Annotated in this window: 23 protein-coding genes and 1 tRNA gene; 15 read left to right on the top strand and 9 right to left on the bottom strand. The window is 61.2% G+C overall.

Features of this window, described 5'->3' with window-relative positions; genetic code table 11:
- Positions 1–81 precede the first annotated feature (81 nt).
- The 3 genes from C479_RS02175 to C479_RS02165 all read left to right on the top strand — a co-directional run bounded on the left by C479_RS02175 (position 82) and on the right by C479_RS02165 (position 2,892).
- Entirely contained in the window at positions 82–1,971 is a 1,890-nt protein-coding gene (locus C479_RS02175; RefSeq protein WP_007697189.1) for an ATP-binding protein, read from the top strand.
- A gap of 5 nt (positions 1,972–1,976) precedes the next feature.
- Positions 1,977–2,219, top strand: coding sequence for a hypothetical protein (locus tag C479_RS02170; protein ID WP_007697186.1), 243 nt, complete (start codon positions 1,977–1,979; stop codon positions 2,217–2,219).
- A 124-nt stretch (positions 2,220–2,343) separates the two neighbouring features.
- Positions 2,344–2,892: a tRNA (cytidine(56)-2'-O)-methyltransferase gene (locus C479_RS02165; RefSeq protein ID WP_007697183.1), complete on the top strand. Its 549-nt coding sequence runs from the start codon at positions 2,344–2,346 to the stop codon at positions 2,890–2,892.
- Positions 2,893–3,238: 346 nt separating this feature from the next.
- On the opposite strand, the gene C479_RS02160 is transcribed toward C479_RS02165, so the two are convergent.
- A complete protein-coding gene (locus C479_RS02160; protein ID WP_007697181.1) occupies positions 3,239–3,541 on the bottom strand; it encodes a hypothetical protein in 303 nt (100 codons plus the stop codon).
- A gap of 174 nt (positions 3,542–3,715) precedes the next feature.
- Here C479_RS02160 and C479_RS02155 point away from each other — a divergent pair, with 174 nt between their 5' ends.
- The 12 genes from C479_RS02155 (at position 3,716) to C479_RS02100 (ending at position 17,792) form a co-directional block, all read left to right on the top strand.
- A complete protein-coding gene (locus C479_RS02155; protein ID WP_007697177.1) occupies positions 3,716–4,240 on the top strand; it encodes a transcription factor TFIIE subunit alpha in 525 nt (174 codons plus the stop codon).
- Positions 4,240–4,908 (top strand): DUF2110 family protein, encoded by a 669-nt coding sequence (locus C479_RS02150; RefSeq protein WP_007697175.1) that lies wholly within the window; start codon positions 4,240–4,242, stop codon positions 4,906–4,908. Before C479_RS02155 ends, C479_RS02150 begins: the two co-directional genes overlap by 1 nt.
- Position 4,909: 1 nt before the next feature.
- Positions 4,910–5,656, top strand: coding sequence for a DUF5803 family protein (locus tag C479_RS02145; protein ID WP_007697172.1), 747 nt, complete (start codon positions 4,910–4,912; stop codon positions 5,654–5,656).
- Positions 5,657–5,859: 203 nt separating this feature from the next.
- Entirely contained in the window at positions 5,860–6,648 is a 789-nt protein-coding gene (locus C479_RS02140; RefSeq protein WP_007697170.1) for a chemotaxis protein CheW, read from the top strand.
- 402 nt (positions 6,649–7,050) lie between these two features.
- Complete coding sequence (cheY, locus tag C479_RS02135; RefSeq protein ID WP_007697168.1) at positions 7,051–7,413, top strand: chemotaxis protein CheY; 363 nt, start codon at positions 7,051–7,053, stop codon at positions 7,411–7,413.
- Positions 7,410–8,624 carry a chemotaxis-specific protein-glutamate methyltransferase CheB gene (cheB, locus tag C479_RS02130; RefSeq protein WP_007697166.1) on the top strand — a complete coding sequence of 405 codons (1,215 nt, stop codon included), beginning with the start codon at positions 7,410–7,412 and terminating at the stop codon, positions 8,622–8,624. The genes cheY and cheB overlap by 4 nt, the downstream gene beginning before the upstream one ends.
- Entirely contained in the window at positions 8,624–13,384 is a 4,761-nt protein-coding gene (locus C479_RS02125; RefSeq protein WP_007697162.1) for an ATP-binding protein, read from the top strand. Before cheB ends, C479_RS02125 begins: the two co-directional genes overlap by 1 nt.
- Positions 13,385–13,427: 43 nt before the next feature.
- Positions 13,428–14,033: a chemotaxis protein CheC gene (locus C479_RS02120; RefSeq protein WP_007697160.1), complete on the top strand. Its 606-nt coding sequence runs from the start codon at positions 13,428–13,430 to the stop codon at positions 14,031–14,033.
- Positions 14,030–15,271 carry a chemotaxis protein CheC gene (locus C479_RS02115; protein ID WP_007697158.1) on the top strand — a complete coding sequence of 414 codons (1,242 nt, stop codon included), beginning with the start codon at positions 14,030–14,032 and terminating at the stop codon, positions 15,269–15,271. Before C479_RS02120 ends, C479_RS02115 begins: the two co-directional genes overlap by 4 nt.
- Positions 15,268–15,780 (top strand): chemotaxis protein CheD, encoded by a 513-nt coding sequence (locus tag C479_RS02110; protein WP_007697156.1) that lies wholly within the window; start codon positions 15,268–15,270, stop codon positions 15,778–15,780. The genes C479_RS02115 and C479_RS02110 overlap by 4 nt, the downstream gene beginning before the upstream one ends.
- Positions 15,777–16,592 (top strand): CheR family methyltransferase, encoded by an 816-nt coding sequence (locus C479_RS02105; protein ID WP_007697154.1) that lies wholly within the window; start codon positions 15,777–15,779, stop codon positions 16,590–16,592. Before C479_RS02110 ends, C479_RS02105 begins: the two co-directional genes overlap by 4 nt.
- Positions 16,593–16,712: 120 nt before the next feature.
- Positions 16,713–17,792: a hypothetical protein gene (locus tag C479_RS02100; protein WP_007697151.1), complete on the top strand. Its 1,080-nt coding sequence runs from the start codon at positions 16,713–16,715 to the stop codon at positions 17,790–17,792.
- Positions 17,793–17,807: 15 nt separating this feature from the next.
- Here C479_RS02100 and C479_RS02095 read toward each other — a convergent pair whose 3' ends face one another.
- The 8 genes from C479_RS02095 to C479_RS02060 all read right to left on the bottom strand — a co-directional run bounded on the left by C479_RS02095 (position 17,808) and on the right by C479_RS02060 (position 26,747).
- The gene (locus tag C479_RS02095; RefSeq protein ID WP_007697134.1) at positions 17,808–18,545 is read right to left on the bottom strand and encodes a DUF7289 family protein; all 738 of its coding nucleotides are present in this window, start codon (positions 18,543–18,545) and stop codon (positions 17,808–17,810) included.
- The gene (locus C479_RS02090; RefSeq protein WP_049907012.1) at positions 18,545–19,012 is read right to left on the bottom strand and encodes a DUF7266 family protein; all 468 of its coding nucleotides are present in this window, start codon (positions 19,010–19,012) and stop codon (positions 18,545–18,547) included. Before C479_RS02090 ends, C479_RS02095 begins: the two co-directional genes overlap by 1 nt.
- The gene (locus C479_RS02085) at positions 19,009–19,407 is read right to left on the bottom strand and encodes a DUF7261 family protein (RefSeq protein ID WP_007697128.1); all 399 of its coding nucleotides are present in this window, start codon (positions 19,405–19,407) and stop codon (positions 19,009–19,011) included. The genes C479_RS02090 and C479_RS02085 overlap by 4 nt, the downstream gene beginning before the upstream one ends.
- A complete protein-coding gene (locus C479_RS02080; RefSeq protein ID WP_007697125.1) occupies positions 19,401–20,024 on the bottom strand; it encodes a DUF7288 family protein in 624 nt (207 codons plus the stop codon). The genes C479_RS02085 and C479_RS02080 overlap by 7 nt, the downstream gene beginning before the upstream one ends.
- 2 nt (positions 20,025–20,026) lie before the next feature.
- Positions 20,027–20,554 carry a DUF7287 family protein gene (locus C479_RS02075; protein ID WP_007697122.1) on the bottom strand — a complete coding sequence of 176 codons (528 nt, stop codon included), beginning with the start codon at positions 20,552–20,554 and terminating at the stop codon, positions 20,027–20,029.
- A 2-nt stretch (positions 20,555–20,556) separates the two neighbouring features.
- Positions 20,557–22,623 carry a type II secretion system F family protein gene (locus C479_RS02070; protein ID WP_007697108.1) on the bottom strand — a complete coding sequence of 689 codons (2,067 nt, stop codon included), beginning with the start codon at positions 22,621–22,623 and terminating at the stop codon, positions 20,557–20,559.
- On the bottom strand, positions 22,620–26,288 hold the full coding sequence (locus C479_RS02065) for an ATPase, T2SS/T4P/T4SS family (protein ID WP_007697105.1): 3,669 nt from the start codon (positions 26,286–26,288) through the stop codon (positions 22,620–22,622). The genes C479_RS02070 and C479_RS02065 overlap by 4 nt, the downstream gene beginning before the upstream one ends.
- A 386-nt stretch (positions 26,289–26,674) precedes the next feature.
- Positions 26,675–26,747 (bottom strand) — tRNA-Arg (locus C479_RS02060).
- Positions 26,748–26,756: the final 9 nt, after the last annotated feature.

Below are 26,756 nucleotides of genomic sequence, written 5' to 3'. Positions count from 1 at the left end.
CAGGTCGTGACAGCCCCGCGTCTGACGAGCGTCTGCCGCGGAGGGGAAACGTGTTTTAGGCAGCGGTTTCACTGTGACCGTATGACTGACCTTGGGGATTTCGAGAGTTACGCCGAGTCCGACGAGTCGTCGGATGCGGGGGCACCCCAGGCCGAATCGGACGGAGACGCGACGACAGCGACCGGGGGAGGCGCCGAGGCGTCCGAGTCGACGGACCGGGACGACGCGTTCGAACGGACGACGGTGGAATCCACTGCAGAGGAAGCGGGGATCGGTGCGCTCTCGGTCTCGCGTGGCCTCCGTGTGACCGAGGACGGCGAAGACACGACGTTGCAGGCGTACGTCACGCGAGAGAACCGCTCGCTGGTCCGCATCGGGAGCTACCTGATCGCACCGTATCCCGACGACGAGTTGCTGTTCTGTCGGATCACAGGCCTCGAGTACGCCCAGCAGTTTCACGCCGACGACGCGACGGAGATCCACGCGCGCCGGGCGATGGGCACCGACGACTTCGAGGAGGCCGACTACAAGTTCGTCGCGAGTCTCGAACCTGTCGCGGTGCTGTACGAGGACAGCGATGAGCAAAGCTCATCTGGCAGCCGGACGCAGTCCGGCGACGATGGCGAACTCAAGCGACGGATGACCGACCGCGTGCCGAAGCCCCAGACGACGCTCGAACGGGCGAGCGACCCGACGCAGATCAAGACCGGTTTGAAGATGCCCGAGGGTGGGATCTTCCTCGGCCACCTCGCCGTCGGCGGGGAGAAAGTCCGCACCGCCGCGGAGCCACCGACGATCGACTACCGACTGAACGACGACTACGACTCCGGCGATCCGCTCGTCTTCCGGCACACCCTCGTCGCCGGGGGGACGGGGTCGGGGAAGACCCACGCCGCGAAGAACGTCCTCCGGCAATTTTTGGACGAGGAGCGACGCTACCCGATGGGTGACGGTCGCGAGGTCCGCCCCGCCGTCGTCCAGTTCGACCCGCAGGACGAGTACGCCCAGATGCACGACGACGGGGACTACGACGACGCGTTCGCTCGCCGATTGGATCGCGAGGGAATCGCCCACGGCGGGCACGACGATACGGTGGCGTTCGTCCCGAAGGTGGGCTCGTCGACCTACGCGGCGGACCACCACCGCGCCGAGCAGATCGAGTTCACAATCCCCTTCTCGATGGTGAAGGACAACCCGTGGCTCGTCGCCGGGAGCGGTCTCAACGACAACCAGTACGGTGCGCTCGTCTCCGTCCTCCTGCCACGCTTCGAGCGAAACTACGGCGGGGACGCGACCTACGACGAGTTCACGACCTTTCTCGACGACCCGGCGCTCCGCGAGGAACTCGACGAGAGCGGCCTCGTCCACGAGGCGACGTTCGACGCCGTCCGCCGCCGGGTGCTGGGCTTCGGCCACCTGTTCGATCAGTCGGCCCAGCCGATCACCGACCTCGTCCACGAGTTCGTCAAACCCGGCCGTCTCTCGGTCGTCCCGACGTACCACCTCTCGGATTCGCGGGCGACGGAGGCAGTCGTCCTCGCCCTGTCGAGTCTCCTCATCGACGAGAAACTCTCGAACGATCCGACGTTCGACCGGATCGAAGAGACGCCCCTCCTGCTGGGAATGGACGAGGCACACAACTTCCTCACGGACGCCGATTCCGTCCAGGCGCGCAAGGTCATCGGGAAATTCACCGAAGCCGCGAAGCAGGGTCGCAAGGAGCGCCTCGGCCTGTTCCTCGTCACGCAGGATCCCCAGGACATCGACGACGCCGTCTTCAAACAGATCAACACGACGGTCGTCCTCAACCTCGGCGACGAGGACGCCATCAAGAGCGTCAACATCCCGCGCTCGCTCGAATCGAAGGTCCCGTACATGGAGAAGGGTCAACTGGTCGTCTACTCGCCGGACAACTCCGAGCCGGTGGAACTGATCGGGCTCCCCCACTGCCTGACACGGCACGGACGGTGACTCTCATGGATGGACGACTCCCTGCGGGCGATCGCGGTGTCGACGACGTCGATGGCGTCGCCGTCGGATCGAGCGTCGCCGAGGCCGAGTGTGTGCGATCGGACGGTGAGGCCGTCGAGTGTACGCTCTCGCTACCGGACGATCTGGCCGGAGAGCTGGACGACTTCTGCCGGGAGCAATACCTTCACCGCGAGGCTGCGGTTCGATCGTTGCTCGCCGAGTGGCTCGATGGCCGGTCCGTCGAGTAATCTCTCTCTCTCTCTCTCTCTCTCTCTCTCTCTCTCTCGATTCCGCCAGACGGCTCGTTGATTGTGAATCACCCCGGCACAATCGAAACCGAACGCACATATGATCGCCGGACGAGACTCCGATATGGAGCAGTTTCCCGAGGTCGTGGTCTGCCGGCTGGGTCACCGGCCGGGCCGCGATGACCGGATGACGACCCACGTCGGATTGACCGCACGGGCGCTCGGTGCCGATCGCGTCATCTTTCCCGACAACGCGACCGACGCCGTCGAGACCGCCGAGGACATCACCGACCGGTTCGGCGGCCCCTTCTTTGCAGAACTGGTGGAGAAACCGGCGGCCGTCGTGCGAAACTGGGAGGGTCCGATCGCCCACCTGACGATGTACGGCGAACCCGTCCAGACCGTCGAGTCGGAGATTCGATCGACCGTGACGGAGGGAGACGACCCGCTCCTGGTCGTCGTCGGCGCGGAGAAGGTCCCCTTCGAGATGTACGAACAGGCCGACTGGAACGTCGCGGTGACGAACCAGCCCCACTCCGAGATCGCGGGGCTCGCCGTCTTCCTCGATCGGTTGTTCGACGGCGACGAACTCGACCGCGAGTGGGTGGATGCCTCGCGGAGAGTCGTCCCGAAGGAGACGGGCAAACTGGTCTTGCCCGTGAGCGAGGAGTAGTCGGGACGACAGGTCCGATTCGATCTATTGCGGTGTCGGGCCCGTTGGAATCAGTACATCCTCTGTGGTGTCGTTCGCTGACGGCGAGGCTGGAGGCACAGAAGAATGTGAGTCGCGGGGGCAGGGCGACGCACTCATCGACGACGGAGCGGCAGGGGGCTTCCGACTCGATTCGATTTCGGTCGTGACGGTCGATTACGCGTCAGGCCGAGGTCGCGAGCACGCGTCACGTCACGGTCGCGATCACGCGGCGTATCGGTTGTCGCAGTGGTGGGCACATGACGATCGTCGACAGTGGTGCGCACGTGACGATCGACACTGGTCGTGTCACACAGTGGGTCGTGTCTCACGCGCCGTCGTCGGACTCGTTTCCGTTCGTGCCATCGTCCGACTCGTTGCCGCCCATCCCATCGTCCGACTCGTTGCCATCGACGCCGTCGTCTGATTCGTTGTCGTCCATCCCGTCGTCTGATTCGTTGTCGTCGCCGATGCCACCAGTGTCGTCAGTGCCGGTGTCGTCGCCGGTGTCACCGTTGTCGTCCTCGGGGCCGCCACCGTCGTCACCACAGCCCGCGAGTGCGACGGTGCCGAGGGCGGCTCCGGCGACGGTCAGATACTGTCGTCGATCGAGTGGATGGGGTGCATCCATGGGCGGCGGTATTCGAATCTCCTCGAAATGTTCCGACCGGTCGACTGCAAGCAATTTATGTGGTTTTCGGTGCGATTCGGCCGGTGAGAGGGGCCGGCGTGTCAGAGCATCCCGATCGATCTGCACCGCGCGCTCTCAAAAGACTTAATTGGCTGATCGGGTTATCGTCACCCAATGGCTTTTGAGGATCTCCTCGAGGACCCGGTCATACAGAAGTACCTCCACGAACTGGTCGGGCCGAAGGGGATGCCCGTCGCGGCCGCTCCGCCCGAAGGCGAGGTGACCGACGAGGAACTCGCCGAGGAACTCGATCTCGAGTTGAACGACGTCCGTCGATCGCTGTTCATCCTGTACGAGAACGATCTCGCGAGCTATCGACGGCTGCGCGACGAGGACTCCGGCTGGCTCACCTACCTCTGGACCTTCGAGTACGACAACATCCCGGAGAACCTTGAATCGGAGCTTCACCGCCTCTACGAGGCACTCAGCGACCGCCGCGAGTACGAACGTACCCACGAATTTTACCTCTGTGAAATTTGCTCGATCCGATTCGAGTTCGGTGAGGCGATGGACTTCGGGTTCGAGTGTCCGGAGTGTGGGACGCCGATGGACGCGATGGACAACGATCGCCTCGTCTCGTCGATGGACGAGCGTATCGCCGCGCTCGAAGACGAACTCAACGTCGGCGCCGAGGCCTGATGGTCGTTCTCGCATCCAAGGTGTACGTGCAGGGCGACGCCCGCGAGCGTACGCTCCGCTCACTGGAGTCACTCGTCGAGAACGCGCTTGGCGAGTTAGACGTCACCTACGAGATCGGTGTTAGACACGACGACTTCCCGAGTGTCACCGTCGACGGTGACGACGCCGTCGTGGCACGAAACCTCCTCAGAGACGAGTGGGGCGAAATCACGGAGCTCGAACCCGGGGCGACAGCCGTTGGAACGCTCGACGCCTGGGACGAGGACGGTTTCGTCATCGACGCTGGCGAACCGGTTCGGATCGCGGCCGACGAGATCGGTCTCGGTCCGGGTACGCCCGGACAGATCCGCGAGCGCTTCGGACTGGTCCAGCACCTCCCGATGGAGTTCGTCTACGGCGGCGACGACCCGAGTCGCCTCTCGGACGCCGAACGTGACCGCCTCTACGAGTGGACGCGTGGCGACGGTCGGTTGAACGTTAATAGCGCGACGAGAGGTGAGGTTCGGGCGACGCTCAACCGGGCCGGGCACGCCCAGGACTACGTCACCGTCGAACGGCTCGGACTGCTCGAACAGAGTGTCGTCGCGACGGAAGACACGGATCCGCCAGGGCTCCTCGCGAGCGTCGGCTCGTACCTGCCGGCGGAATTGCTGTGTGTCGTTCCCTGATATGGTTTCGGTACCGAATCGGCGGCTCGTTCTCGCTGCACTCGCAGTCACCGCACTCCTCCTCGTCGCCGGCTGCACCTCGAACCAGATTCCCGACGAGCAACTCGATAGCGAGTACGACTATTCGGACCTCAGAGAGCGAAACGCCACCGTCGCGATCGATCTCGAGGCTGGCGGCCTGCTCGACGATGGGTCGTTCGCGGCGGTCTACGATCTCGAAGATACCGACGAAATCGACGTGTACAGAAGTGGCTTGTTCAGCGATAGCCCGCTCGACATCGAGAGTGTCAGATTCTGGTACGCGAACGGCACGGTCGTCAGCGGATCGGACCTTGCCGTCGACCGGGGTCAGTCGCAGACCACGATCAGTCTCCCAGCATCGAACGGGACGGTCGCGTTCTCGGGAGCCGCCGGGAAGAAATCGTTCTCCCTTCCTGCGTTCCGGTCGGGATCGTACAACGTCACCTTGCCGGCGGATCACCGCTCTTCGTCGCTGATTCTCGGTTCAGTGTCTCCCGGTGGGTTCGACCGGTCGATCCACGGGGACACGGAGACGCTCCAGTGGGAATCGGTCGACGAGCCCCTCTCACTGCAGTACTATCACGAACGTGATATCTGGATCTTCTACGGGGCCATCGTACTGGCCGTCGTCGGTGGTGGCATCGCTGCCGCCGTTACGTACCGGCGCCTGGCGCAGTTACGACGCCAGCGGGCCGAGATGGGTATCGAAGACGATCCATCGGAGTGAATCTGTCGAGTTTCAGTGGAGTGACTCCGCCGAATCCTTCCGAATGGATCTGCCGAAAGCCAGCGGAATGAATTCACTGAACGTGACCGTTGACTGGTCGCCGAACGGCCGCAATCGCTAACTGATCGCCGAACGGTCGCGACCGCTGACCGGTCGCGTTGGGGCACAGTTTTAACCGTCCACGGGGATACGTCGAGACGAACATGTCTTCGGATCTCCCCGACGGAGTGCGAGACGCCGAGGGGGACAGCGAGGGGGAAACGGGTGAGTCACCGGACGAAGAGGTCTACGAACGATTTACGATCGTTCAGATCGGCGACCATCGGCTGGCGATTCCGGTAACGGCTGTCGGGTCCGTCATCAATCGCGCGGTCGACGTCACACGGGTGCCGCGATCGTCGCCTGCCGTCGAGGGCGTAACCGACATTCGGGGGCAGATTACGACGCTGGTCGATCCGCACGTCCACTTCCCGGACAGTGGCGGGCGATCGGACGCACAGACGTTGCTCGTATTCGACGATCGTGACCAACCGTCGGCAGTTCACGTCGACGAAGTGATCGGCGTGGAGGCCGTCCCGGAGGACGGAGTCTTCGACCAGTCCGCATACGGCGAGGACGAACGGGATGGAACGGCACTCGCGCATCCGCTCATCAGTGGGGCGATTCGCGTCGAGAAGCGCACGCGAGGCAACCTCGTCGACTCCATGGTCGCCGACGAGTCACCCGACGAATCCGACGATCCAGTGCGAGAGCCAGGACTCGGGCGGGCACAATCGACTCCCGAGCCGGACGAGTCGGGCGTGATCGTCGGCGAGTTCTCGCTCGACGAGGATGCTTCCGACGAGCCGACCTCGACCAACCGTGACTCGCCGTCCGACTCGGAGGAGATCGAGGTCGAGATTACGCCTGTCCTTGACGTGGACGCCTTCCTCCTGGCGTCCGGTCGGCCTGTCGACGACCGGGATCCGGTCGATCGCGCGGCTGCGGAGTAGCATCTTCGAATCCGCTCCCGGGGAATTGGCACGCGAAATCACACCCCGCGAAATCCTGCTTGGATGTCGCCCCGACTCTCGTTGTCGCGAGTCGGTTCGACGATCCGTCCAGACCGGACGGGTTTCGAGATCGATTATCACGATGTATCCCTGATTCTTCCGGCTGTTCGTATACGGGGTGATGACATATCTGAAAGACTTTCAATTCGGCTCGTGCGCCCGTTGGGGGTGACGTATCCGTTACGCAGTCTCTGTTCGCTAGACCGTATTGTATGCCGAAACTCGATTGGGGCAGCGATTCCAGTGGACCCGTTCTCGAGACCGGTCAGTTTATCACGACTGATAATCGGGAGACAGCATTTATGGTCGTCGTATTTCTATCAGACGTTGGTGTACAACTAAATGTCGCAAGGGGTGCTTATCGTCGACGACTCCCATTTTATGCGAAATCTCCTTCGTCAGATTCTGGAGGACGACTATCGCATCGTCGGCGAGGCGTCGAACGGAGCCGAGGCGGTAAAACTGTACAAAGAAGAGAACCCCGACATCGTCATGATGGACATCGTGATGCCAAAGTGCAACGGGATCAAGGCGACGGCCGCGATCAAGAAGTTGGATCCCCGCTCGCGCGTCATCATGTGTACAAGCGTCGGCCAGCGCGAAAAGATGAAACTCGCTGTCAAGGCCGGAGCGGATGGGTACGTGACCAAACCGTTCGAAGAGCCGAGTGTTCGGAAAGCTCTCGCTGACGTCGTCGCTGCATGACGCGAGTACTGGTCGTCGACGATTCACCGTTCATCAGAACCGTCCTCGGTGAGGAACTCGACGAAGCGGGGTACGAGGTCGAGACCGCCGCAGATGGCAGTTCGGCGGTCGATGCCGTGGCCGAATGTGAGCCCGACGTCGTCACGATGGACGTCGAAATGCCCGGTATCGGTGGCATCGAAGCTACGGAACGGATTATGGCCGCTACCCCGACTCCAATTCTCATGTTGAGCGTTCACACGGACGACGGGGCCGACGCTTCGATGGAGGCGTTAAACCGTGGCGCGATGGCGATCATGGAGAAGCCGGACGGGTCCGGCGATCGGACGATCTCGGACCTCACCGACGAACTGATCGGAACCGTCGACGAACTGTCCGCGGCCAGTACCTCCGCGCTCGCGCTCGCACAGACGACGGCTGCGGCCCATCGGTCTCGAACGCGGACGCGGACACTCGCGTCGGGAACCTCGGACGGCGGAACGGACGTCTCGACCAGCGGATCGGCCGCTGGGCCGGACGCCTCTCCAGCACCCCCGGCAGTGGGTGGTCGGTCGGACGTTATCGGTGCGTGGCCGGATGTCCCGATCGACGTGCCACAGGTCCCGGACGAGCCCCCGACGATTGTCATCGGCGCGTCGACGGGCGGGCCGCGAATCGTCGAAGGGATACTCGGAGCACTTCCAGAAGCGCTCGGTGCTCGCATCGTCGTCGTCCAGCACATGCCGGCTGGGTTCACGGAGCGCTTTGCCGCTCGGCTCGACCGAAAGAGCGAGTACGCGGTCCGGGAGGCCGGTATGGCCGACCGTATCGGCGCAGGTGAGGCCGTCGTCGCCCCCGGAAGTGCACATATCGAGGTCGCCAGTGTCTCGACGGACGCCGTCGAGATCGAACGGTCGACCGCACCGCGTGTTCACGGGGTCCGCCCCTCGATCGACGTGACGATGGAGTCGATCGCCGAGATGCGACCGCCAAATCTCGTCGGTGTCGTCTGCTCCGGCATGGGCCGAGACGGTGCACACGGTATCGAAGCGATACACGAGGCCGGCGGCCACACGCTGGCACAGGACGAAGCCACGAGTCCTGTCTTCGGAATCCCGAAACAGGCGATCGAAACCGGGGCCGTCGACGAGACCGTCCCCGCGACGTCGCTTCCGGCCCGCATCGTGGCCAATGCGATAGCGGCGACCGCTGTCAATAGAGGTGATCAGTGATGGATGACTACGTGCGCGAATTCGTCGACGAGACCGAAGCGGCAATAACGACGCTGAACAACTTGTTGCTCGATCTCGAACGTTCGCCGGCGGACGACGAGGTCGTGCAGGACATTTTCAGGACGGCCCACACGGTGAAGGGCAACGCCGGGGCGATGGGGCTCGAACGGGCGAGCGACCTGGCACACGCGATCGAGGACGTTCTGGACGGGATTCGCGCCGGCACTGTCGAGGTTTCACCGGAGCGAATGGATACGTTGTTCGCTGCGGTGGACTGTCTCGAGCGAATGGTCGACGAAGTCGCCCGCGACGGTGCAATTCGAACCGATCCGGCGGACGTCATCGCTTCCCTCCGGGAACCGCTCACAGACGACTCGCCCGACGTGACACCACCATCGCCGGGAGAGCGCGAAGCGATTCTCACCCGTTTCGATCCGCCAGCAAATTCGGCTCACGACGCCTATCTCGTTCGGATGGCGATCGCCGATAGCGACGAACTGAACAACGGATTGGTCGTGATCGAGGCGCTCGTCGACGCCTTCGATCTCATCGGGACGGATCCCTCGCGAACTGCCATCGAGAACGAAGAACACGGTAACCGGATCGACGCCGTCTTCGCCGCGGCAGTCGACGAGACGGCCATTTCGGCCGCCCTCGAACCGGTCGGTGCCGTCGAAGCGTTCAGCATTCTCAGCGTCACCGACGAACTCGACTCGGGAGCGGACGGCTCGTTCTCCTCCGTCGAGAAGAATTTGGGGTCCGATCTCTCGACCGACCAGGCGAACGAGATGTCCGTCGACGACCTACTCGACGAGTTCACCGAACTCGACGACATCGACGCGCTCGCCGACGAGATCGACGACACCAGCGAGTTCGAGGACATCGGTGACGCCGGTTCGTTCGACGATCTCATTCCGGAATCGGCCGACGAACCCTCCACTGCGGACCCGGAACCCGATCAGGAACCGACGGCCGACGACGAGGACAATGTCGAGGATGCAGGTGCTGTCTTCGACGAACTCAAACAGGAAGTCGATATGGTCGGATTCGACGAGCTCCAGGACGAACTCGAAGCACTCGAATTCGACGAGTTCGACGAAGAAGAGGTCGGGATGGACGAACTTCTCGGCGAGGACGTCGACGTGGACGACCCGTCGTTCCTCGACCTCGACGAACCCGACCCCTCTGATCCGATCGACACCGAAGCGACACCCGCCGAGTCCGCCGACGCTTCGGCTCCCACCTGGGGCGCACCTGAGAGTGACGAGCCTGCAGCGGGTGGCGCGTCTGCAGCACCTGATTCCACACCTACCGATTCCGACGCCGGGTCCGCCGAGGGTGCTGGAGTGGCGGCCGATGCGACGGGCACCGATCATACGGAGTCACCCGAAGCGGCGGAGTCGAGTAGCGATTCGTCGGCTTCGGCCGCCGAGTCGTCAGCCTTCGCCGACGAACTGTTCGGTGGAGCCACGACTGACTCTGGAGATGACACAGCGGCCGACCAACCGGCTGCCAATTCGGCAGACACGGCAGTCGAGGAAGGTGCAGGCAGGTCTGATATCGTCGAATCTCCATCCGATGTCGATCGAGCGGATGCTGAACCCGATGAGGGTGGGGACGACGTAACCGTCGCACCACCGGCAGATGGTGATGCTGTGCCTCCCGTCGAAGAATCCGATTCCACAGTCGACGACGAGCTGGCGGTGACTGACGAGCCAGTGGCTGACGACGGAACGACCCCAATCGAAGCCGACGAGGCGGTCGAATCCGAGCCGTCACTTCAGCCCGGCGCGGACACTGACGCTGACTTGTCACCGACCGCGATCGACCTGGCCGACGACACTGGCCCGGCTGCCGAGGTGGATGATGCGGATGCAGTCGCGGAAGAGGGTGACGGTTACACGGCGCGGTCGCCAGATCCGACACCAGAACCGATCGACGGTGACGACGAGCCGGGATCGGCCGACGACGACCCGTTGGCCGTCGATGACGAACCCGCGCAGGCCGACGCCGAGATGGATTCGATCGACGAGTCCGCCGGCTCGGCCGACGAGATCAAAGGAGGGCCTGACGACGGTACCGAGTCGGCCGACGAACCGGCTGCAACCGTCACAGCCGAGTCGGTGTCGGACGACGAGCACTCGGCCGACGATGACGCCGAGTCAGGTATCCCTGGGTCCGAACCCACACCCGAGGAAGGAACTGACGTCGGGCACGGTGACGAGTTCTCTTCAGCCCCTGGCCCCATAGCCGACGAGGCGGCCGATCCGACCAGTCCTTCGTCTGCCGATGCGGAGACGGAGGCCCCGGTGGATGCCGCCGATAGCGAGCAAGACGAGGACGAGCCGATTTCCGCGTCGAACTCGCCTGACGAACTGGAGGGCGATGCCGACGCACTCACTGACACCGCGGAGCCCTCGGCTGACCCACTTCCCGACACAGCTGAGGCAACGGCTGACAGCGACGATCAGTCGACTGACGGTGACCCGCCTGCGTTCGACCTCTCGACAGGTCTCGACGAACTGACCCAGAACGAGGATTCGGACGAGATAACCGCCGATTCGTCGGCCGATATGGCGGCCACCTGGGACGGCGACACGTCACCGGGGTCGGACCAGTCTGGCCCATCGGAGACGGTCGCTGCAGAGACCGACGCTACTGCAGATCCGGCGTCGGCTGACGACGTCGATTCGCGGGCCGAGTGGTTGACCGAACCGCTCGTGGACGAGGATGAAGATCCAGCCGACGAATCGGCCGAAGACCGTGAGTCGGCTGTGTCGGCCGACGACGTTGATACGGCGGACGACGATCACGGGCTGGCGGATTCGTTCGCTGAATCGACCGAGAATACTGCCGAGGACGACTCGGAGGCACTCGGCTTCGACGACGCACCGTTCGATTCAGCCTCCGACGAGTCCGACATGGTGTCCGAACCCGCGTCGTCCGACGCAGACGACGTCGAATCGGACGGCGAATCACCTGACGAGTTCGGTGACGTCGAATCGGGTGTCGAGTCCGATGGAGAGTTCGGTGACACCGAATCGGGCGTCGAACCTGACGACGGGTTCGGTGACGCGATCGACGACGAACCGTCGTCCGTCGGCTTTGGGTCAGACGACGAGTCGACCGTCGACCTCTCCGGACTCGAAACCGATGACGAACCCTCCGAGGATACCGAGTTTGGGTCCGACGATGCGTTCGATAGTGATCTCGACGATGAGATCTCGTTTACGGACGACTCCGACGATACGGCGTTCGCTGACGATATCGACGCTGTCGCATCCGATACGAGTAGCGACGTCGAGTCGACCGACGCGACGAGTGGCTCGGCGTTCGATGCCGACCTCGACCTCGATTCCGACGATTTCGGACTCGATGCCACGCCAGCCGACGAGTTCGGTGCTGGTTCTCAGGCGGAAAGCGAGTCGGCCTTCGACTCGGAGGGCGATGAATCGGCGTCGTTCCAGACCGAGGCGGACGAGATCGACACGAGCGGGACGGATTTCGACGCTGGTGACGACCCAGAAGACGAGGTGCTAGCTGGCCTTCCGGAGATGGCGGTCCCGGATATCTCCGTTCCCACCGAAGCGTCACCGGACACCGACACCGAACTCGAGGCGCACTCCCAGTCGGTTCGCGTCGAACGAGACCAGGTCGACTCGCTCTTGCAACTCGTCGAGGGGCTCGTTACGTCACGGGTGCGACTCCGATCGGCGATCGATTCGCGGGAACCGTACGAAACACTGGAGCGGGAACTCGACGATCTGGAAGACTTCACGACAGAATTGCAAGAGACCGTGATGGACGTGCGACTCGTCCCGCTCCAGACGGTGACGAACCGGCTGCCGCGCGTGGTTCGTGACCTGGCCCGTGAACAGGACAAACAGGTGACGTTCGATCAGTCGAACGCCGACGTCGAACTGGATCGTGGTGTCCTCGATCGGATCGGTGATCCGCTCATCCATCTGGTCAGAAACGCCGTCGATCACGGCATCGAGTCCGTCGAATCACGGAAGGCTGCCGGGAAGGATCCCGAAGGAACGATCCAACTCAGTGCGAACCGGACACAGAACCGGGTCACGATCGACATCGCAGACGACGGATCCGGCCTCGACGCCGATCGACTTCGGGAGGAGGCCGTCGATGCGGACATCCTCACGCGAGCAGAAGCTGAGGAGTTGTCGGACGAAGAGGCGTACGACCTGGTCTTCAACTCGGGACTGTCCACCAAAGAGCAGGTCACCGACGTCAGCGGTCGCGGCGTCGGGATGGACGTCGTTCGCCGCACCGTCGACGAACTGAACGGAACGGTATCGGTCCACAGTGAGCCGGGCGACGGCACGACGGTCACGATGACCCTCCCGGTGAGTGTCGCCGTGGACGACGTGTTGTTCGTCGAGAGCGATGGCGAGCAGTTCGGCATCCCCGTCGACGTCGTCAGGGACGTGGTCGACGGTGCGGACGTCGTCGAGTCCGACGGCGAACTCGTCCACGAGGATGGTGAGGAGTCCCTCCCGGTCGTCGACCTCTCGTCGGCGCTCGAGGTGGATGCAGCCCGGTCGGGTGACACAGACGGGATGCTCGTCCGGGTTCGTGACGACGTGCGTCCGGTCGCACTCAAGTGTGACGTCGTTCGCACTCGTCGTGAGGTCGTGATCACGCCGTTCGAAGGATTCATGCGCAACGTTCCGGGTATCAGCGGGGCGACCGTCCGCGGTCGGGGGGAAGTTATTACTATCCTCGACGTGAGTACCCTGTAACAATGAAAAACTGGCACGCAGACCGATTTCGGAGGATCAACGAATGACGCTAAAAGTCGATATTCGAAAACTGAGCTTCATCAACGAGATGGCGAAGGTTGGGACGAACGGTGTCGCCGACAACATGGGCAAACTGACCGGCGAGGACGCTCGAATGGAGGTGACGAAGACGAACTTCATCGACGTCGACGACATCAAGTCACAACTGGACGCCGGCAAACGTGTTGGCGTGCGCGTCAGACTACTGGACGAGCCACACGGCCACATTCTCATCCTGTTCCCGGAGGCGAGTGCGAAGAAGATAACGGCGCTGATGCTTCGTGACGTGGTCGACGATATGGGAAACGTCTCCGGAAAGATGGCCAGAAGCGCCGTCGAGGAGATGGGGAACATGATGGCCTCCGGGTTCATCGACGGCTGGGCGGACGTCCTCGGCCGGGCGATCGACACGGCGGCCCCCCAACTCGTGTACGCCCCTGCGGGTGACATCGTCGTCAGGACGGCGGGACTGGGCGGGGACGATCTCGCTCTGTTCTTCGATTCGGAGTTGTCCGTTCCGAGCTATCAGATCGAAGCAGAGATCTACGCGTTCCCTGACCTAGAAGAGTTCGTCGGGATGGTAAACGGTATCGAACCACAAACTGCATGAAACTCGACGTAAACGCCCTCGGCACCTTCTACCGAATGGCGCAGGAAGGTGCGGGCCTGGCGGCGGGTCGGTTGACGCAAATGACCGGCGTGGACACCCAGGTAGGCGTTACTAAACTCAACTTCATGCGGGGCACCGAGATCCGCCACGATTTCGACGACGGGACCGAGAACGTCGGCGTCCGTGTCGAACTATCGGGTGGTATCGACGGCCACTCGATTCTCGTCTTCGATCGGGGGAGTGCAGAAACCATCATCGAAGCGCTTCTGGGCGATTCCGACGCTGGACTTGGAGACGAACTGAGCCAATCGGCCGCGACTGAGCTGGGCCAGATTATGAACAACGGGTTCGTCGACGGCTGGGCAGACGTCCTGGAGACAGCTATCGACGTCTCCACGCCGGAGTTCCAGAGCGGGACGACGGCGGCGGATTTCTTCGGCGATCTGGAGGAAGCACCGAGCGACGACGACCTCGCGCTGGTCTTCCAGAGCCACATCGAAGCCGTCGGCGCCGAAACCGGCTTCCGGCACTACCTCTTCCCCGAACACGAGTCGATGGCCGTCTTGCTCGAACGCCTTCGGTCGAACGAGGGTATCGAGTACGACAAACTCGAAGGATTCGACCGGATGGCCGAACAGGGCGCGGAGGAAGTCGCCAAGACGGCGACGACGTTGACTGGCATCGACACCACCGTCGAGATCAGACGCCTCAACTTCGTCTCCCTCGAAGCGATTCCGCAGGAGGTAGCGAACGAGCCGCTCGTCGGGGTCGCCTTCGAATTCGACGGGACGCCGAGTGGGTACCTGCTGTTCCTGTTCGACGAACAGTCTGCCCGGGAGATCGTCGACGCGATGGTTCCGATGGAGACCGACGACGAATCCGACGAGTTCACGGAGATGGACCGGAGCGCGATCAAGGAACTCGGCAACATCATGGCGAGTGGCTTCCTCGACGGGTGGGCGAACGTCCTCGATACGACGATCGATCACTCGACGCCGGAGTTCATCCACGACATCGGTGCGGCCGCCGTCGACCCCGTCGTGATTCAGCTCGGTGAGAGTCAGGATTACGCCTTCGTCTTCGACACGACGGTCGTCGCCGACGGCCAGGCGTTCGACTGCGACGTCTACGCGATCCCGGACGAATCCGATCTCGAACGCGCGCTCAACGATCTGGACGTGAGCCGGATCGACGAAACGCCAACGACCGCCGAGTTCGCCGACCTCGAGGGAACATGAAGACGTACGGAAGCGAACCCGGAGCTCCCGAATCGGTACAAGTCGGCATCTCTGAACTCGTCGTTTCGGAGGGTACTGATACACTGAAATCCTACGGCTTGGGGTCGTGTCTGGCAATCGCCCTGTACGATCCGGGAACCGCAGTCGGCGGTCTCGCACACACGATGTTACCCGACGGTGACGCAGCCGAAAACAGTGATCTCAAACCCGGCAAGTACGTCGACACGGCTATCAGGGCTTTGCTCCGGCGCATGGTCGAGCGGGGGGCGACCTACACGGACGTGGAGGCGAAGATTGCTGGCGGCAGCGACATGTTTCAGTTCGAGAGTTTCGGCGAGGGCGTTGGGAAACGAAACGCCGACGCAGCCCGCGAGGAACTCGAGAAACTCGGGGTTCCGCTCGTCGCCGAAGACGTCGGCGGTAGTCACGGCCGAACGGTCGAATTCACGCCAGAGACGGGTACACTCCTCATCAAGGGTAACGAAGATATCGGAGTGACGGAGCTGTGACCGACGTCGGGTTCGAATCGATCTGTTCGTTCGTCGAGGATGAACTCGAATTTGCGACGAGTCACTACAACGATAGTTATCTCGATCGGCGCATTTCTTCACGCATTCGCCGGACCGGTAGCGACGGGTACGACGACTATCACGAGTTGCTCGCAGCGGATTCGGACGAACAGGAAGCAATCTTGGATTCACTCTCGATCAACGTCACTGGGTTCTTCCGCAATCCGGACGTCTGGGAGGGAATTCGTGAGGTTCTCGTCACGCTCTCGCAGTCGCCCGGTTCGATCCATGTCTGGTCTGCAGCCTGTGCCGACGGCCGGGAGACGTACTCGATTTCGATGCTCGCTCACGAGGATCCGCGTATCGATGCCTCTGACCTCTTCGTACTCGGGACAGATATCAGTCCGCCAGCACTCGAAACGGCTCGAGCTGGTGTGTACGAACAGTCCCGAACGACGGATATCGAGGGCCAACTAGACTTCCTCGAGTCACCGGAGGAGTACGTCACACAACGTGACGGCGCCTTTCACGTGACGGAGACACCGAGAGAGAACGTCACGTTTCAACGCCACGACCTGATAAACGACCAACCGAAGGCCGGATTCGATCTCGTAATCTGTCGAAATCTGTTTATCTACATCGATCCGTCGTACAAAGCGCCGATTCTCAAAACCCTCGGTCGATCGTTACAATCGGATGGCTACCTGGTTATCGGAAAAGCGGAGACGATCCCACCGGAACTGAAATCACTCTTTGCGGTTCACGATGGTCGATTGCGCATTTACACGTTGGCTGCCGACGACTCCGTTTGAAAGGCCACGAAAGTTGGCGGGTGTCGAGGGGCGTCAGACCGTATCCGTGGCCACTGTAGTATTACAGCCTTCGAACGGTGAATGCGGGAACTACATGGGGATGGGTGTCCGTGAGTCCATATGAGCGAGTTTGCACTAGATCGGTACGCGACACGCCTCGATCGAGTGCTTTCGGTGGCGCCACCGCGGTCACGTCGGGAGACACTCTCCTGGGTATTCCAACCGCTCTGGACCCACCTCGGATGGGATATCGACGCAGCAACCGGGCGGGGTTCGATCGGACAGTTCGAATACGATTCGATCCTCGTCGTGGGTTCGTCGCCGTCGACACCGGCGGTACTCGTCGTGGCGGAGCCTGCCGATCAGTCACTTTCGGCTGCTCGACAGGACAAGATCGCCGCTGGGATGCGACAGTCGGGAATCGATCGGGCGATGTACTCGAACGGCCGCCGGTTCGTTCTGTTCGCTGGAGATGGATCGGATCGTGTCGAGATCGATCACGAATCGATTCCGACTCGTACTGGCCAGTTTGCACCACTCTCCCACGACGCGGTCACGACTCATTGCCGAGACATTCCGACTGAGTCGGTGCGACGACGCCGGATCGCTGTTTCGGGGACAGAAATCGCATCGTCGATCGAATCCATCCTTACGGAAGAGCTTGGATCGAGCCCGCCCGTCGACGAAGCATCGCTCCCGGCCCTGTTAGCGGCTATCGACGACGCTGGCACGGCGGGCGGATCAGGGATGGAATCGAGCGGTCAAGTTGCATCGCCATCCCCAGCGTCTGAATCGGATCCGGCGGCTGAACCCGATGGACCAGCACACGATCGGCCGGACTCCATCTTGCCGGCGTCCGACGAGACGGGAGAGTTCGTTGTTCGGGTGTTCAACGACCGTGGATCCATCGGTGCGGTCGCCCACTCGACGTCGGCGGGCGCGCTGGTAGAAGCGGCGGCGTACTTCTTCGAACGTGGGCTGTCTGGTATCCGCCTCCCGTGGGGACCAGACGGCGGTTCGACCGTCGTCCACGACGAACCGGTCGACAGTGATGGCGCCGTGTGGGACGCCTACGAGCAACTCCCAAACGGTCTCTACGTCAATACGTCCGGCTCGGTGGCGGACAGACGACAGCGCGTGGAGGCACTTGCGTCGAGAGCGGGGCTCCGCGTCATGCTCCGTGGTGACTGGTCGAACTAACGCGAGAATCGACGGTTACGAGTAATCGAGGTCCATCGTCGTCGTTCTGACGATTATGGTATTGTCTCCCCCACCGAGATTGCAGGTCACTTTTCCGTCGGCATCGTCTCCTCCGTGTTCCCACTCACCGGCAGCGAGTGAGCGTTCCCAGGCCTCGGCGCGTGGAGAGTCGACCGTGATCGTCACCGTATCCTCTTTGAATCTATCGACCGTCGTCTCGGAGTGCGTTGCGGAGATTGCTCGCGTCCCCGCAGAGCTCACGGCCGTTTCGTCTACCTCAAGCTGGACCAGTGAGATGATCGCTGTATTCTCCGTACATCGGATCAGTGGCTCTCTGATCGTCCAGGCACCGCTCTCTGTCGAACGGACGACTGCACCGCCTTCGTAGACGATCTCTGTATCGCCTGTTTTGTAATTGAGTGTACCGGATGCGTTGATCCAGTTTTTATTCTGAACTTTGACTGCAACTGTGGTCTCGTTATCCGTCGACGAGAGTGTTCCTTGCCGGAGACTCATTTCGCCAGCGCGATATGCGACTCCCTCTGTCTCGACGATGTCGTTCAGATTCTCTGCAAGGGCGTCCATCGCTCGCTCGGCGTTTCTCGTCTGCTCTTGCTCCTGGACGGCTCCCATCGCGGAGAAGCCGGTCATATACAGGATTCCGACCGATCCGATGATGATCCCGAAGACGATGACGAAGCCGACCAGTTCGCTCACGGCCCGGTCGTCGTGGAGTAACGTGTGATCGTTCATCAGCTGTCCTCCAGTGTGATGTTGCCGCCCGATTTGCGTTTCACCTGAATTTCCCCACCGTCTACTGTTGCTGTGTCGATGTCGCCCTCGAGAGCGAGTGGGATTGCGACGGGTTCAGTCGCGGATGCTTCGAGGACGAGACATGGGGAACTGTCGATGAGTGGATATTTCCCACAGTTGTCGGTCAAACTCACGGTGTACCCCGATCCACCGACGGATCGCTGATGGCTGGTCGTCACCGTGATCGAATCGTCCCCATCTGTCGTTTGATCGACGGCCGCGATCTCGCCAGCGAGGCGCTCGCCGATCGTCTCGAGGGTCGACTCGGTCGACCGTTCCTGCTCCGTTTCGAGTAGCGTCGACCCCGCGATCAACAACCCGGAGATCAATATTGCGGTGATGCCGACGGTGAGGACGTGAGTTACCGCAATGGAGACCCCTCGATCGTCGCGGGCGAAATTCATCATGTATCCACCTCGATCTCTTTTGTCACGGTAATCTCGGTCGTCGTGATATTTATTTTGAATGTGTCTGGAGATCCAGGTGCGTAACTACTTTGGACATAAGAGATGTGTATCGGCCCTTCTGCTGCCTTCTGCGGTGCGTATTCCTCCTTGATGTAATATTCAACCGTACCGTCATTTATCGATTCATTTTCGCTCAAGGTGTCCAGGTTCGTCTGTATCTCAGATTCGATCGTCCGAATCTCCGAGATGTCGTCACTGGCTCCGCCGCTATCGATCGTCTCCGTATACTGGACGCTGTTGAAGACGATAACGACGCCGAGTAGGATGAACGCGAGCGAGATGGCGCCGATGAGCACGAGCTGGCCGCGGTCTGAGGTTGGTCTGTCGATTACCATACTGTGACACGCACCTCCACGAGGGTGTACGCATCCGTGTCGGGCTTGAACGGATACGCGGGTGTTGATTCGATAGAGTCACCGTTGCCTTCGAACGCTCTCGAGGTATGGAGATTTTGCTCCTCGTGGACGAGGACCGTGTAGCTTGCGGACACGACCGAGTCACTGGCACCGCCACCCATTCTGACTATCTGCTCGGACGTTCTCGATCCGGACGACGGATCGTAGGCGATGTATTCGACGTTGTAGGATTTCCCGCCAGCTTCGACGATGTGCTGGTCGAGTATTGTGCCGAAATCGCTCAACTCGGCGAACCGGCTACTGTTGTACGCGCCGGGCCCCGGAGCGTTTGCTTCTTCCCATTCACCCGAATCTGGATTCCAGTATCGGACCAGATCGGAGAGGTTGCCTTTCTCACCGGCGACGATCAGGGCGTCGCGAATCTCCTGTTCGTCCTGTCCCATTGCCGCACGGTCGACGGCACCACCCGTCGTTGGGGTGATGACGACCGCCTGGAGGGCAAAGAGGACTGCCGTGAGCACGATGATGGCGCTGACGAGCCCCTCGAGCGTAAACGCCTGGGCGCGTTCGTCGCGTCGGTTGGATTGTCGATCCATCCTTACCACACCCTCACGACGAGTTTACAAGCTGTCTCACATTGCGACTGATCGTCTGTCGTTACGATCCTGCTCGCACTCGATCCGATTTGGTCGTCGTAGTCGTCACCACCAGCGAGGACGAGCTTGGGGTCGTCGGCTGCCACGTCCTCGATCTCGATTAGAGTTATGTTTACGTGTGTGATCGCGGTACTACCAGTCTTTTTGAGGCCGAGTTCGTCTGCGAGTTCCTCGCTATCGCTCCCGTCGTAGGTCGATAACGCCGCCCAGTCCAACTCGTTCGTCGTCTCCGTCGACGCATTCTCCACGATCGTCGCCGCGATACGGTCGGCCTGGGCGGTTTCGGCGCCCCCGGCGTCTTCGAACGGCGTGATGATCGAGGGGACGAACGAAAAGACGAACGCGATCGCGAGCAGGAAGATTCCGATCCCCACGGCGAAGTCCTGGACGGTCTGGCCGCGGTCACGCTCCGACGCGCTGCTGGTCGAGGGGCGATCGTCGGCGGCGTCTGTAAGGTGGCCGATGTGCATGATTACGAGACGAATGCCCAGGCGACGAGTGCAACCGTCGAGAGTCCGACGACGTATTTCAGTCCGCTCATCAGGTTCGCATCGCGGATATAGCCGCTGATGAACCCCGAGAGGATGGCGTGGAGTGTGATCGCGTGGAAGAACAACAGCCCCATCTGGTCGACGTCGATGTTCTCCGTCAAGTTCATCTGGGACATGCCGCTCCCGCCAGCCCCTTCCATCGCCGAGGAGTCGACGTTGCTTTGCGAGCCAAGATCGGCCATCGTGTTCAGGAACTGTGTCTGCAAGATCGCGATGACCGCGAGCATCGTCATGAACGTCATGATGATGATCACGATCTGCATCCGGGTCCGTGATTTTCGATCTCGCTCGATGTCGTCGTGGTTCTCGCTCGCACGGGCGGCGGTCCTGAGAACGTTCGAAATCTGGTTCGACGCTTCTTGAGCTTTCGTGATCAACTTGACCGACCTGGCCAGACGGGGGATGTGATACTTGTTGTTGAACTCGATCATCGCCTCCTTCAGGTTCATCCCGTAGTTGACCTTCGTGTGCATCTCTTCGAACTCACGTGCGAGGGTCCCACTGGTGGTGGAAGAAACCGATTGCAGAGACTCCAAGAGCGTGAGGCCGGTGTCGTTCGCACTCGATAGCTTTCGCAGGTCTTCCGAAAGTGTCGCGACGACTCCGTTACGGGATCGAAGATTCCACTCGTAAAAGATGGCCAGTGGAACGAGTATGACGTACACGGGCATGTAGACGTACATGAACGTCCCCCAGACCGGGTCGTCGACGAGCCCGCCCCAGGACGTCGGGACGATGCCGTTTACCATCGCGGCGGTGATGGTCACCAGCACCGCCGGCACTGTCAACGTGAGTGTCATCAGCGGGTGCTCCCGGAAGAAGAGATGTGGATCTTTCAGCACCCCGAGCGTTTCGTAGGTCCCTTCTCGATTTTTAATTCGATCGAAGACACTGTGCGTCCCCGTGAACTGTTCGATCAGTCCGAGATCGAGCAACCCCTTGTTTTGGGTCGCTTCGAGCCGCTGATGCCCACCATCGGGGCTGAGATAGCCGTCACCCACCTCGTCGTGTTTGACCGTCGAAACCAGAATAATGAACCCGACACCTGTGAGGGGGATGAGCCCATAGACGGCGACGAAGATCATGTTCGGCGACGCGCTCGAGTTCGGCATCATCTGCATGATCACCAGGATGATGATCAACAGCAGCGGGAACAGCGAGAGCGTCATGTACATCTCCCCGAACAACTCGAGGGTTTCGAGGGTGAGTTCCTGTTGCTGCTTGGCCGTCCGCATGTGCTTTTCTTTCTTGTCCTGCAGGAAACTCTTCATGTCTCCGCCGCTGTTGACGATCGAGAGCATGTCCGTCAGGAACTGCGAGAGTTCGTCACTCGGCGTTTCGATCGCCTGATTACGGATCGCCGTCCGGTAATCCGTATCGAAGTACTCGGTCTCGTTGACGATATTTTGGAACTCTTTCGAGACCTCTCCGTACGTGTCGTCCGCCTCGGCCATCGCCTGGAGGATCTCGAGTTGGTTCAGGCCCCCGACCGACAGCGCGTACATGAACGATACGGCATCGGTTAGGAGCATGTTGATCTCGCGTTTTCGTGCCGATGCCCGAGAGTAGGGGACGGCGACCAGCGAACCGAATCCGAGGAGGAATCCGAGTGAACCGAACACGATCCCACACACCACGATCAACGTCGGGATTTTTATCGTCTCCCACACCGACAGCACCTGCTCGTTCGGTACGGGCACACCGATGATCGTGTCGACGGTGATGATCCCCGTTCCGAACAGCCCCCAGCCGACCAGGAGACCCAGGATCCACAGGAAGAGTCCGCTGATAAACCCGATGCCGATCGCTCGCGAGAGGTACATCTCGACGGTGTCGGTCATCCGGCCTTGGGCGAGTTTCGTCTCGACGTCCGAGGCGAACTGGCTATCCTCGCTGAAGAGCCTCTCGTACACCGGATAGAAGGTATCTCCGAGCATATCGGAGTCGCCGAACTTCCCGTCGGAGGCGGTCGAGCCTTCGACGCTCATCGATCGGCCTCCCCGTCGTCACGCTCGGTATCCGTCCCCTCCTCGTCTCTCTTCGTTCTCTCGTCTTCCTCGGTCGTTTCCGGTTCGTCACTCGCGGCGAATATCGACTCCTCGTCGTCCGATCCGGAGTCGAATACCGATTCGCCAGCATCGGCCTCCTTTGCAGGGTCCGCGTCGGTAAACGGCGACGAGTCGTCGGTGCCGAAGATCGAGTCATCACCATCGTCAGGTGATCCCGGCTGCGAGTCGACCCGGCCAGATTCGTCGTCTACCGGCTGTGGTTCACTTTCGACCCACGTCGTTTCCTCGTCAGTATCGGTCTGCCCACTCGTCTCGTCTGCCGATGTGGACTCGGGACCAGCCGTATTGACCGATTCGCCAGCAGATGGCGACGTGTCGTCTCTCCGTACTGATTCCGACCGCGTCCCGAGTCCCCAGTCGGGTTCTGATTCGTCTTCCGTTGATTCGCCGGTCGCGAAGATGGACTCGGCGTCCGAACTCGGGAACATCTCGTCGAACCCCGACGTATCAGGCTTACTGTCCTCGTCTTGTCCCTGCTCCGGCGCAGGCACGGGTTCGTCGGATTCGAGCGCTGCAAGTGTGTCGTCCATGTCCGTGAAGAGGGCGTCGAGACCGCCGGATTCTTCCTCATCGCCGGCACTTCCCTCACTCGGCCCGTCAGTGTCGCCGGTTGGTTCCTCGAGTGAGAGGGTTCCCTCGTCCTCGGCAGACTGTCCCGGGGTTGCTGTCGTCTCCCCAGTGCTTTCCTCTTGGGTGATCGACCCGTCGATGGTCCCTACGTCGCCGTCGAGCGGCGGGCGTTCGGTAGTCTCGAGCTGGTCGGTCCCACGCTGCCCTCCAACGGCGGAGTCCGCACTCGCTGTCCCGGTCGGTTGCTCTCCCTCGAGCCACGCCGGCGCTTCGACCGTCGTGTCGCCTCCGGCCGCCGTTGCTCCTGACCCGCCACCCCCGCCCGATTCGTCGAACGAGACCGATTCTCCGTCGTCTGAAGCCCAGAAATCTTCCTGGTTGTCTTTCGCTTCGGCCGCATCGAATTCGAACAGGGCGTCCGTTTCGTCGTCGGCCGTCTCCTCTTCGACGTCTCCGATTGCACTTGCGAGCCCGCTAGGGACGTTCCCTCGATATTCGTCGAACAGTGACTCTTCGGCCCGTTCGAGGATGTCCATCGAGAGGTTGTACGTCTCCGAGGAGGCGTCCGGCCGGGGCACCAGTTCCTCTTTCTCCGGGTCGACGTCGATCAGCACGCTCTCCATCTCGCGGAGATCGTCGAGGCTGTTCTCGAGCTGCCCGTTGGCGATGAGCGTCAGGATCGTCTCCGGATCGTTGATGAACGCTTGAACGGTCGCGGCGACTTCGGCGTACGTGTTGAGGCCGTTCCGGATGAGGTACGCGAGGATCGTCTTCCGTTTGAAGAGTTCCTCCTGGAGCTTCTCGTGATTCCAGCCCCGGTCGAACATGATCTCGTCGAGTGTGTTCGAATCGCCCATCTTGAGATACTCGTCCGTCTCGGCCTGCCACTGATAGACGTCCTGGACGTTGATCTCGTCGTTTTCGGCCTCGTAGTGGTTGATCTCGGTGAGCGACTTGTTCCGGCGGACCTTCCGCCCTTGCACGCGCGTTTGGGTCTGGATGGAAACGAGATCCAGCGCGGTGAACATCGTCTTCGAGACGTTGATCGGGTCCGTCGTGAACCGTTTGAGGACCTCGTCGACGGAGTCTGCGTGGAACGTGGTGTAGGTGGTGTGACCCGTCGACATGACCTGGAACAGCGTCCGCCCCTCCTCACCACGGATCTCACCCATGACGATGTAGTCCGGCCGCTGACGCAGTGCGGCCTCCAGCAGGTCGAACTCGTCGATGTCGCCTGTCGAGTCGTCAGCGAACGAGGGCCGGGTCATCGACGCGATCCAGTTACGCTGCGGTAACTCGACCTCGCGCGTGTCCTCGATCGAGACGATCTTGGTGTTCGCCGGGATGAACAGCGAGACGGCGTTCAGCGACGTCGTCTTCCCCGATGCCGTCCCACCGGCGAAGATCAGGCTCTTGTGATTCTCGATGCAGAGCCAGAGGAAGGCCATCTCGTCCAAACTGAACGTGTTCCAGTTGATGAGGTCGATCGGCGTGAACGGGACGTCCTTGAACTGTCGGATCGTGTAGTTCGTCCCGTGATCGGAGACCTCCTTGCCGAGCGTGAGTTGTGCTCGGGAGCCGTCGGGAAGCGTCGCGTCGACCTGCGGGAGTCGCTTACTGATCCCCTTTCCGGACCGCTGAGCCAGTTTGACGACGAAGTCGTCTAGGTCGTCCTCGCCGTGATAGATGTTCGAGATGATCTGTTCGTAGCCGGAGTGGTAGACGAAGACGGGTGAATTGTACCCGTCACACGAGATGTCCTCGACGTTGATGTCGTGTTTGATCGGGTCGATCCGCTCGTAGCCGATGAAGTCGCGTTTCAGGAGGTACAGCAGCTTTTCGACCTGATACTCGGAGACGGTATCGGGATCTTCTTCGAGGATAACCGGCTCGGGCCGGACCGACATGCCCTCGAGTTGGGTGGGCGCTTGTGGCGCTTCGTCTTCGTCGTCTTCGTCGTCTCCGAACAGTTGTTTGACGGTTTCGACGATCCCCATCGTCGTCTCGTTCTGGGTCCCTTCGAACAGATCGTACCGTTTCAGCAACCGACGGGTTTCGCGTTCGATGACGCTCCGACGACCCTCCTCGTCCGTACTGGTCTTCACGCTGTCGTCGGCGTACTTGATCGCCGTCCTGAGTTTCCCCGAGAGGAACTCCTGCAGCTCGGTCTCGATCTCGTTGCAGTACGGCTCGACGGCGTAGTATTTCGTCTCGTTTTCCTTTTCGGAGTGGAAGATGACGACGAACGCGTAGGGTTTGTTCACCCAGTAGCGCTCCGTCTCGACGAAGTGTGTCTTCTTTTCGAACGGAACGGCCTTCTCCAGGTCGTATCGGTTGGCGACGGTCGTATTGCCGTTGTCCGTGGAGAAGAACTCGTCTTCGTCTACTTCTTCGTTGACGTTGACGGTCCGTTCATCGACGAGTTCGTCGAGTTCCATCGCGGCATTTCCGGCCGCGTGGACGTGTTCCTCGATCCGATCGGGATCGAACCCGAGCGCCTGCTCGCCGTCGAACCGATCGATTTCACCACCCGACCTGGGTCGACTTCCGTCGTCTTCGTAGTAGTACTCCCACTTGTAGTGTTCCCAGGTATAGACGTCTTTTGTGACGGGCGTCGTCTCGGGATCGACGTACTCGAGAAAGCGTTCCCAGAGAAACTTCGCGTTCGGTGCGTACAACTCGGTAATCTGCTCGTCGAGCTCTGTCGGGTGGAAACCGAGGTGTGCCGTAGGATCGAAGTCGACGGTGTTCCACTCTTCGCGAGTTGGGGTCCCGGCCGTTCCATCGGCATCGAGGCCGAGCTGTCCGCTTACTTCCTTGTCTTCCGGGTACAGCGCGTCGATCTCGTCTTCGTACCCGTACTCCGCCATGAAATCTGCCCACGTGTAGTTCCCGACACGAACGTCGGCCCCGCTCGTGGGCCCGCTCGTTTCGTCACCACCCGGGGTCGAATCTGACGGCCCAGCGTCAGAAAATTCCGACCCGCCGGCGTGGTCGCCCTCGTCAATAGCCATTAACGCCCCCGAAGTACTCCCCCGTAAAAAGTTTCATCCGTAGATTATCGGTCCTGATAACGGATTCGTCGTCGCACTCGCCTTCCCTCCATCTCAGGTGGCCATCACCGAACGCGGTACCTGCCCCCAGCCTGCGATTCATTGATATCTTGTACTGTCCACCCAGTTAGGTTATATTTTTCCACACGCTTCAACACGTTTTCGTGATTGTGGTGATACCTTCTGTCGCTCCTCGCCGTTAGAATCATCAATAATTTGTGGTTTAGGGGCGAGCGCCGGGTGCATTTCCGCCGCGCCCGCCACTACCCACATCCGCTGCCGTCACACGCGTTCCATTGACGGAGGTAACGGTGAACGGGCGTGGTGGGGATCCGCTCGGTGGAAAACGGACGTGACGGGATTCGAACCCGTGATCAGAAGGTTAGGAACCTTCTGCCCTCTCCGCTAGGCCACACGTCCCGGCGAAAA

Source organism: Halovivax asiaticus JCM 14624, assembly GCF_000337515.1.
GTDB classification, from domain to species: domain Archaea; phylum Halobacteriota; class Halobacteria; order Halobacteriales; family Natrialbaceae; genus Halovivax; species Halovivax asiaticus.
The sequence above is the reverse complement of the archived record's forward strand: the minus strand, read 5'-3'. Positions and strand labels throughout refer to the sequence as shown.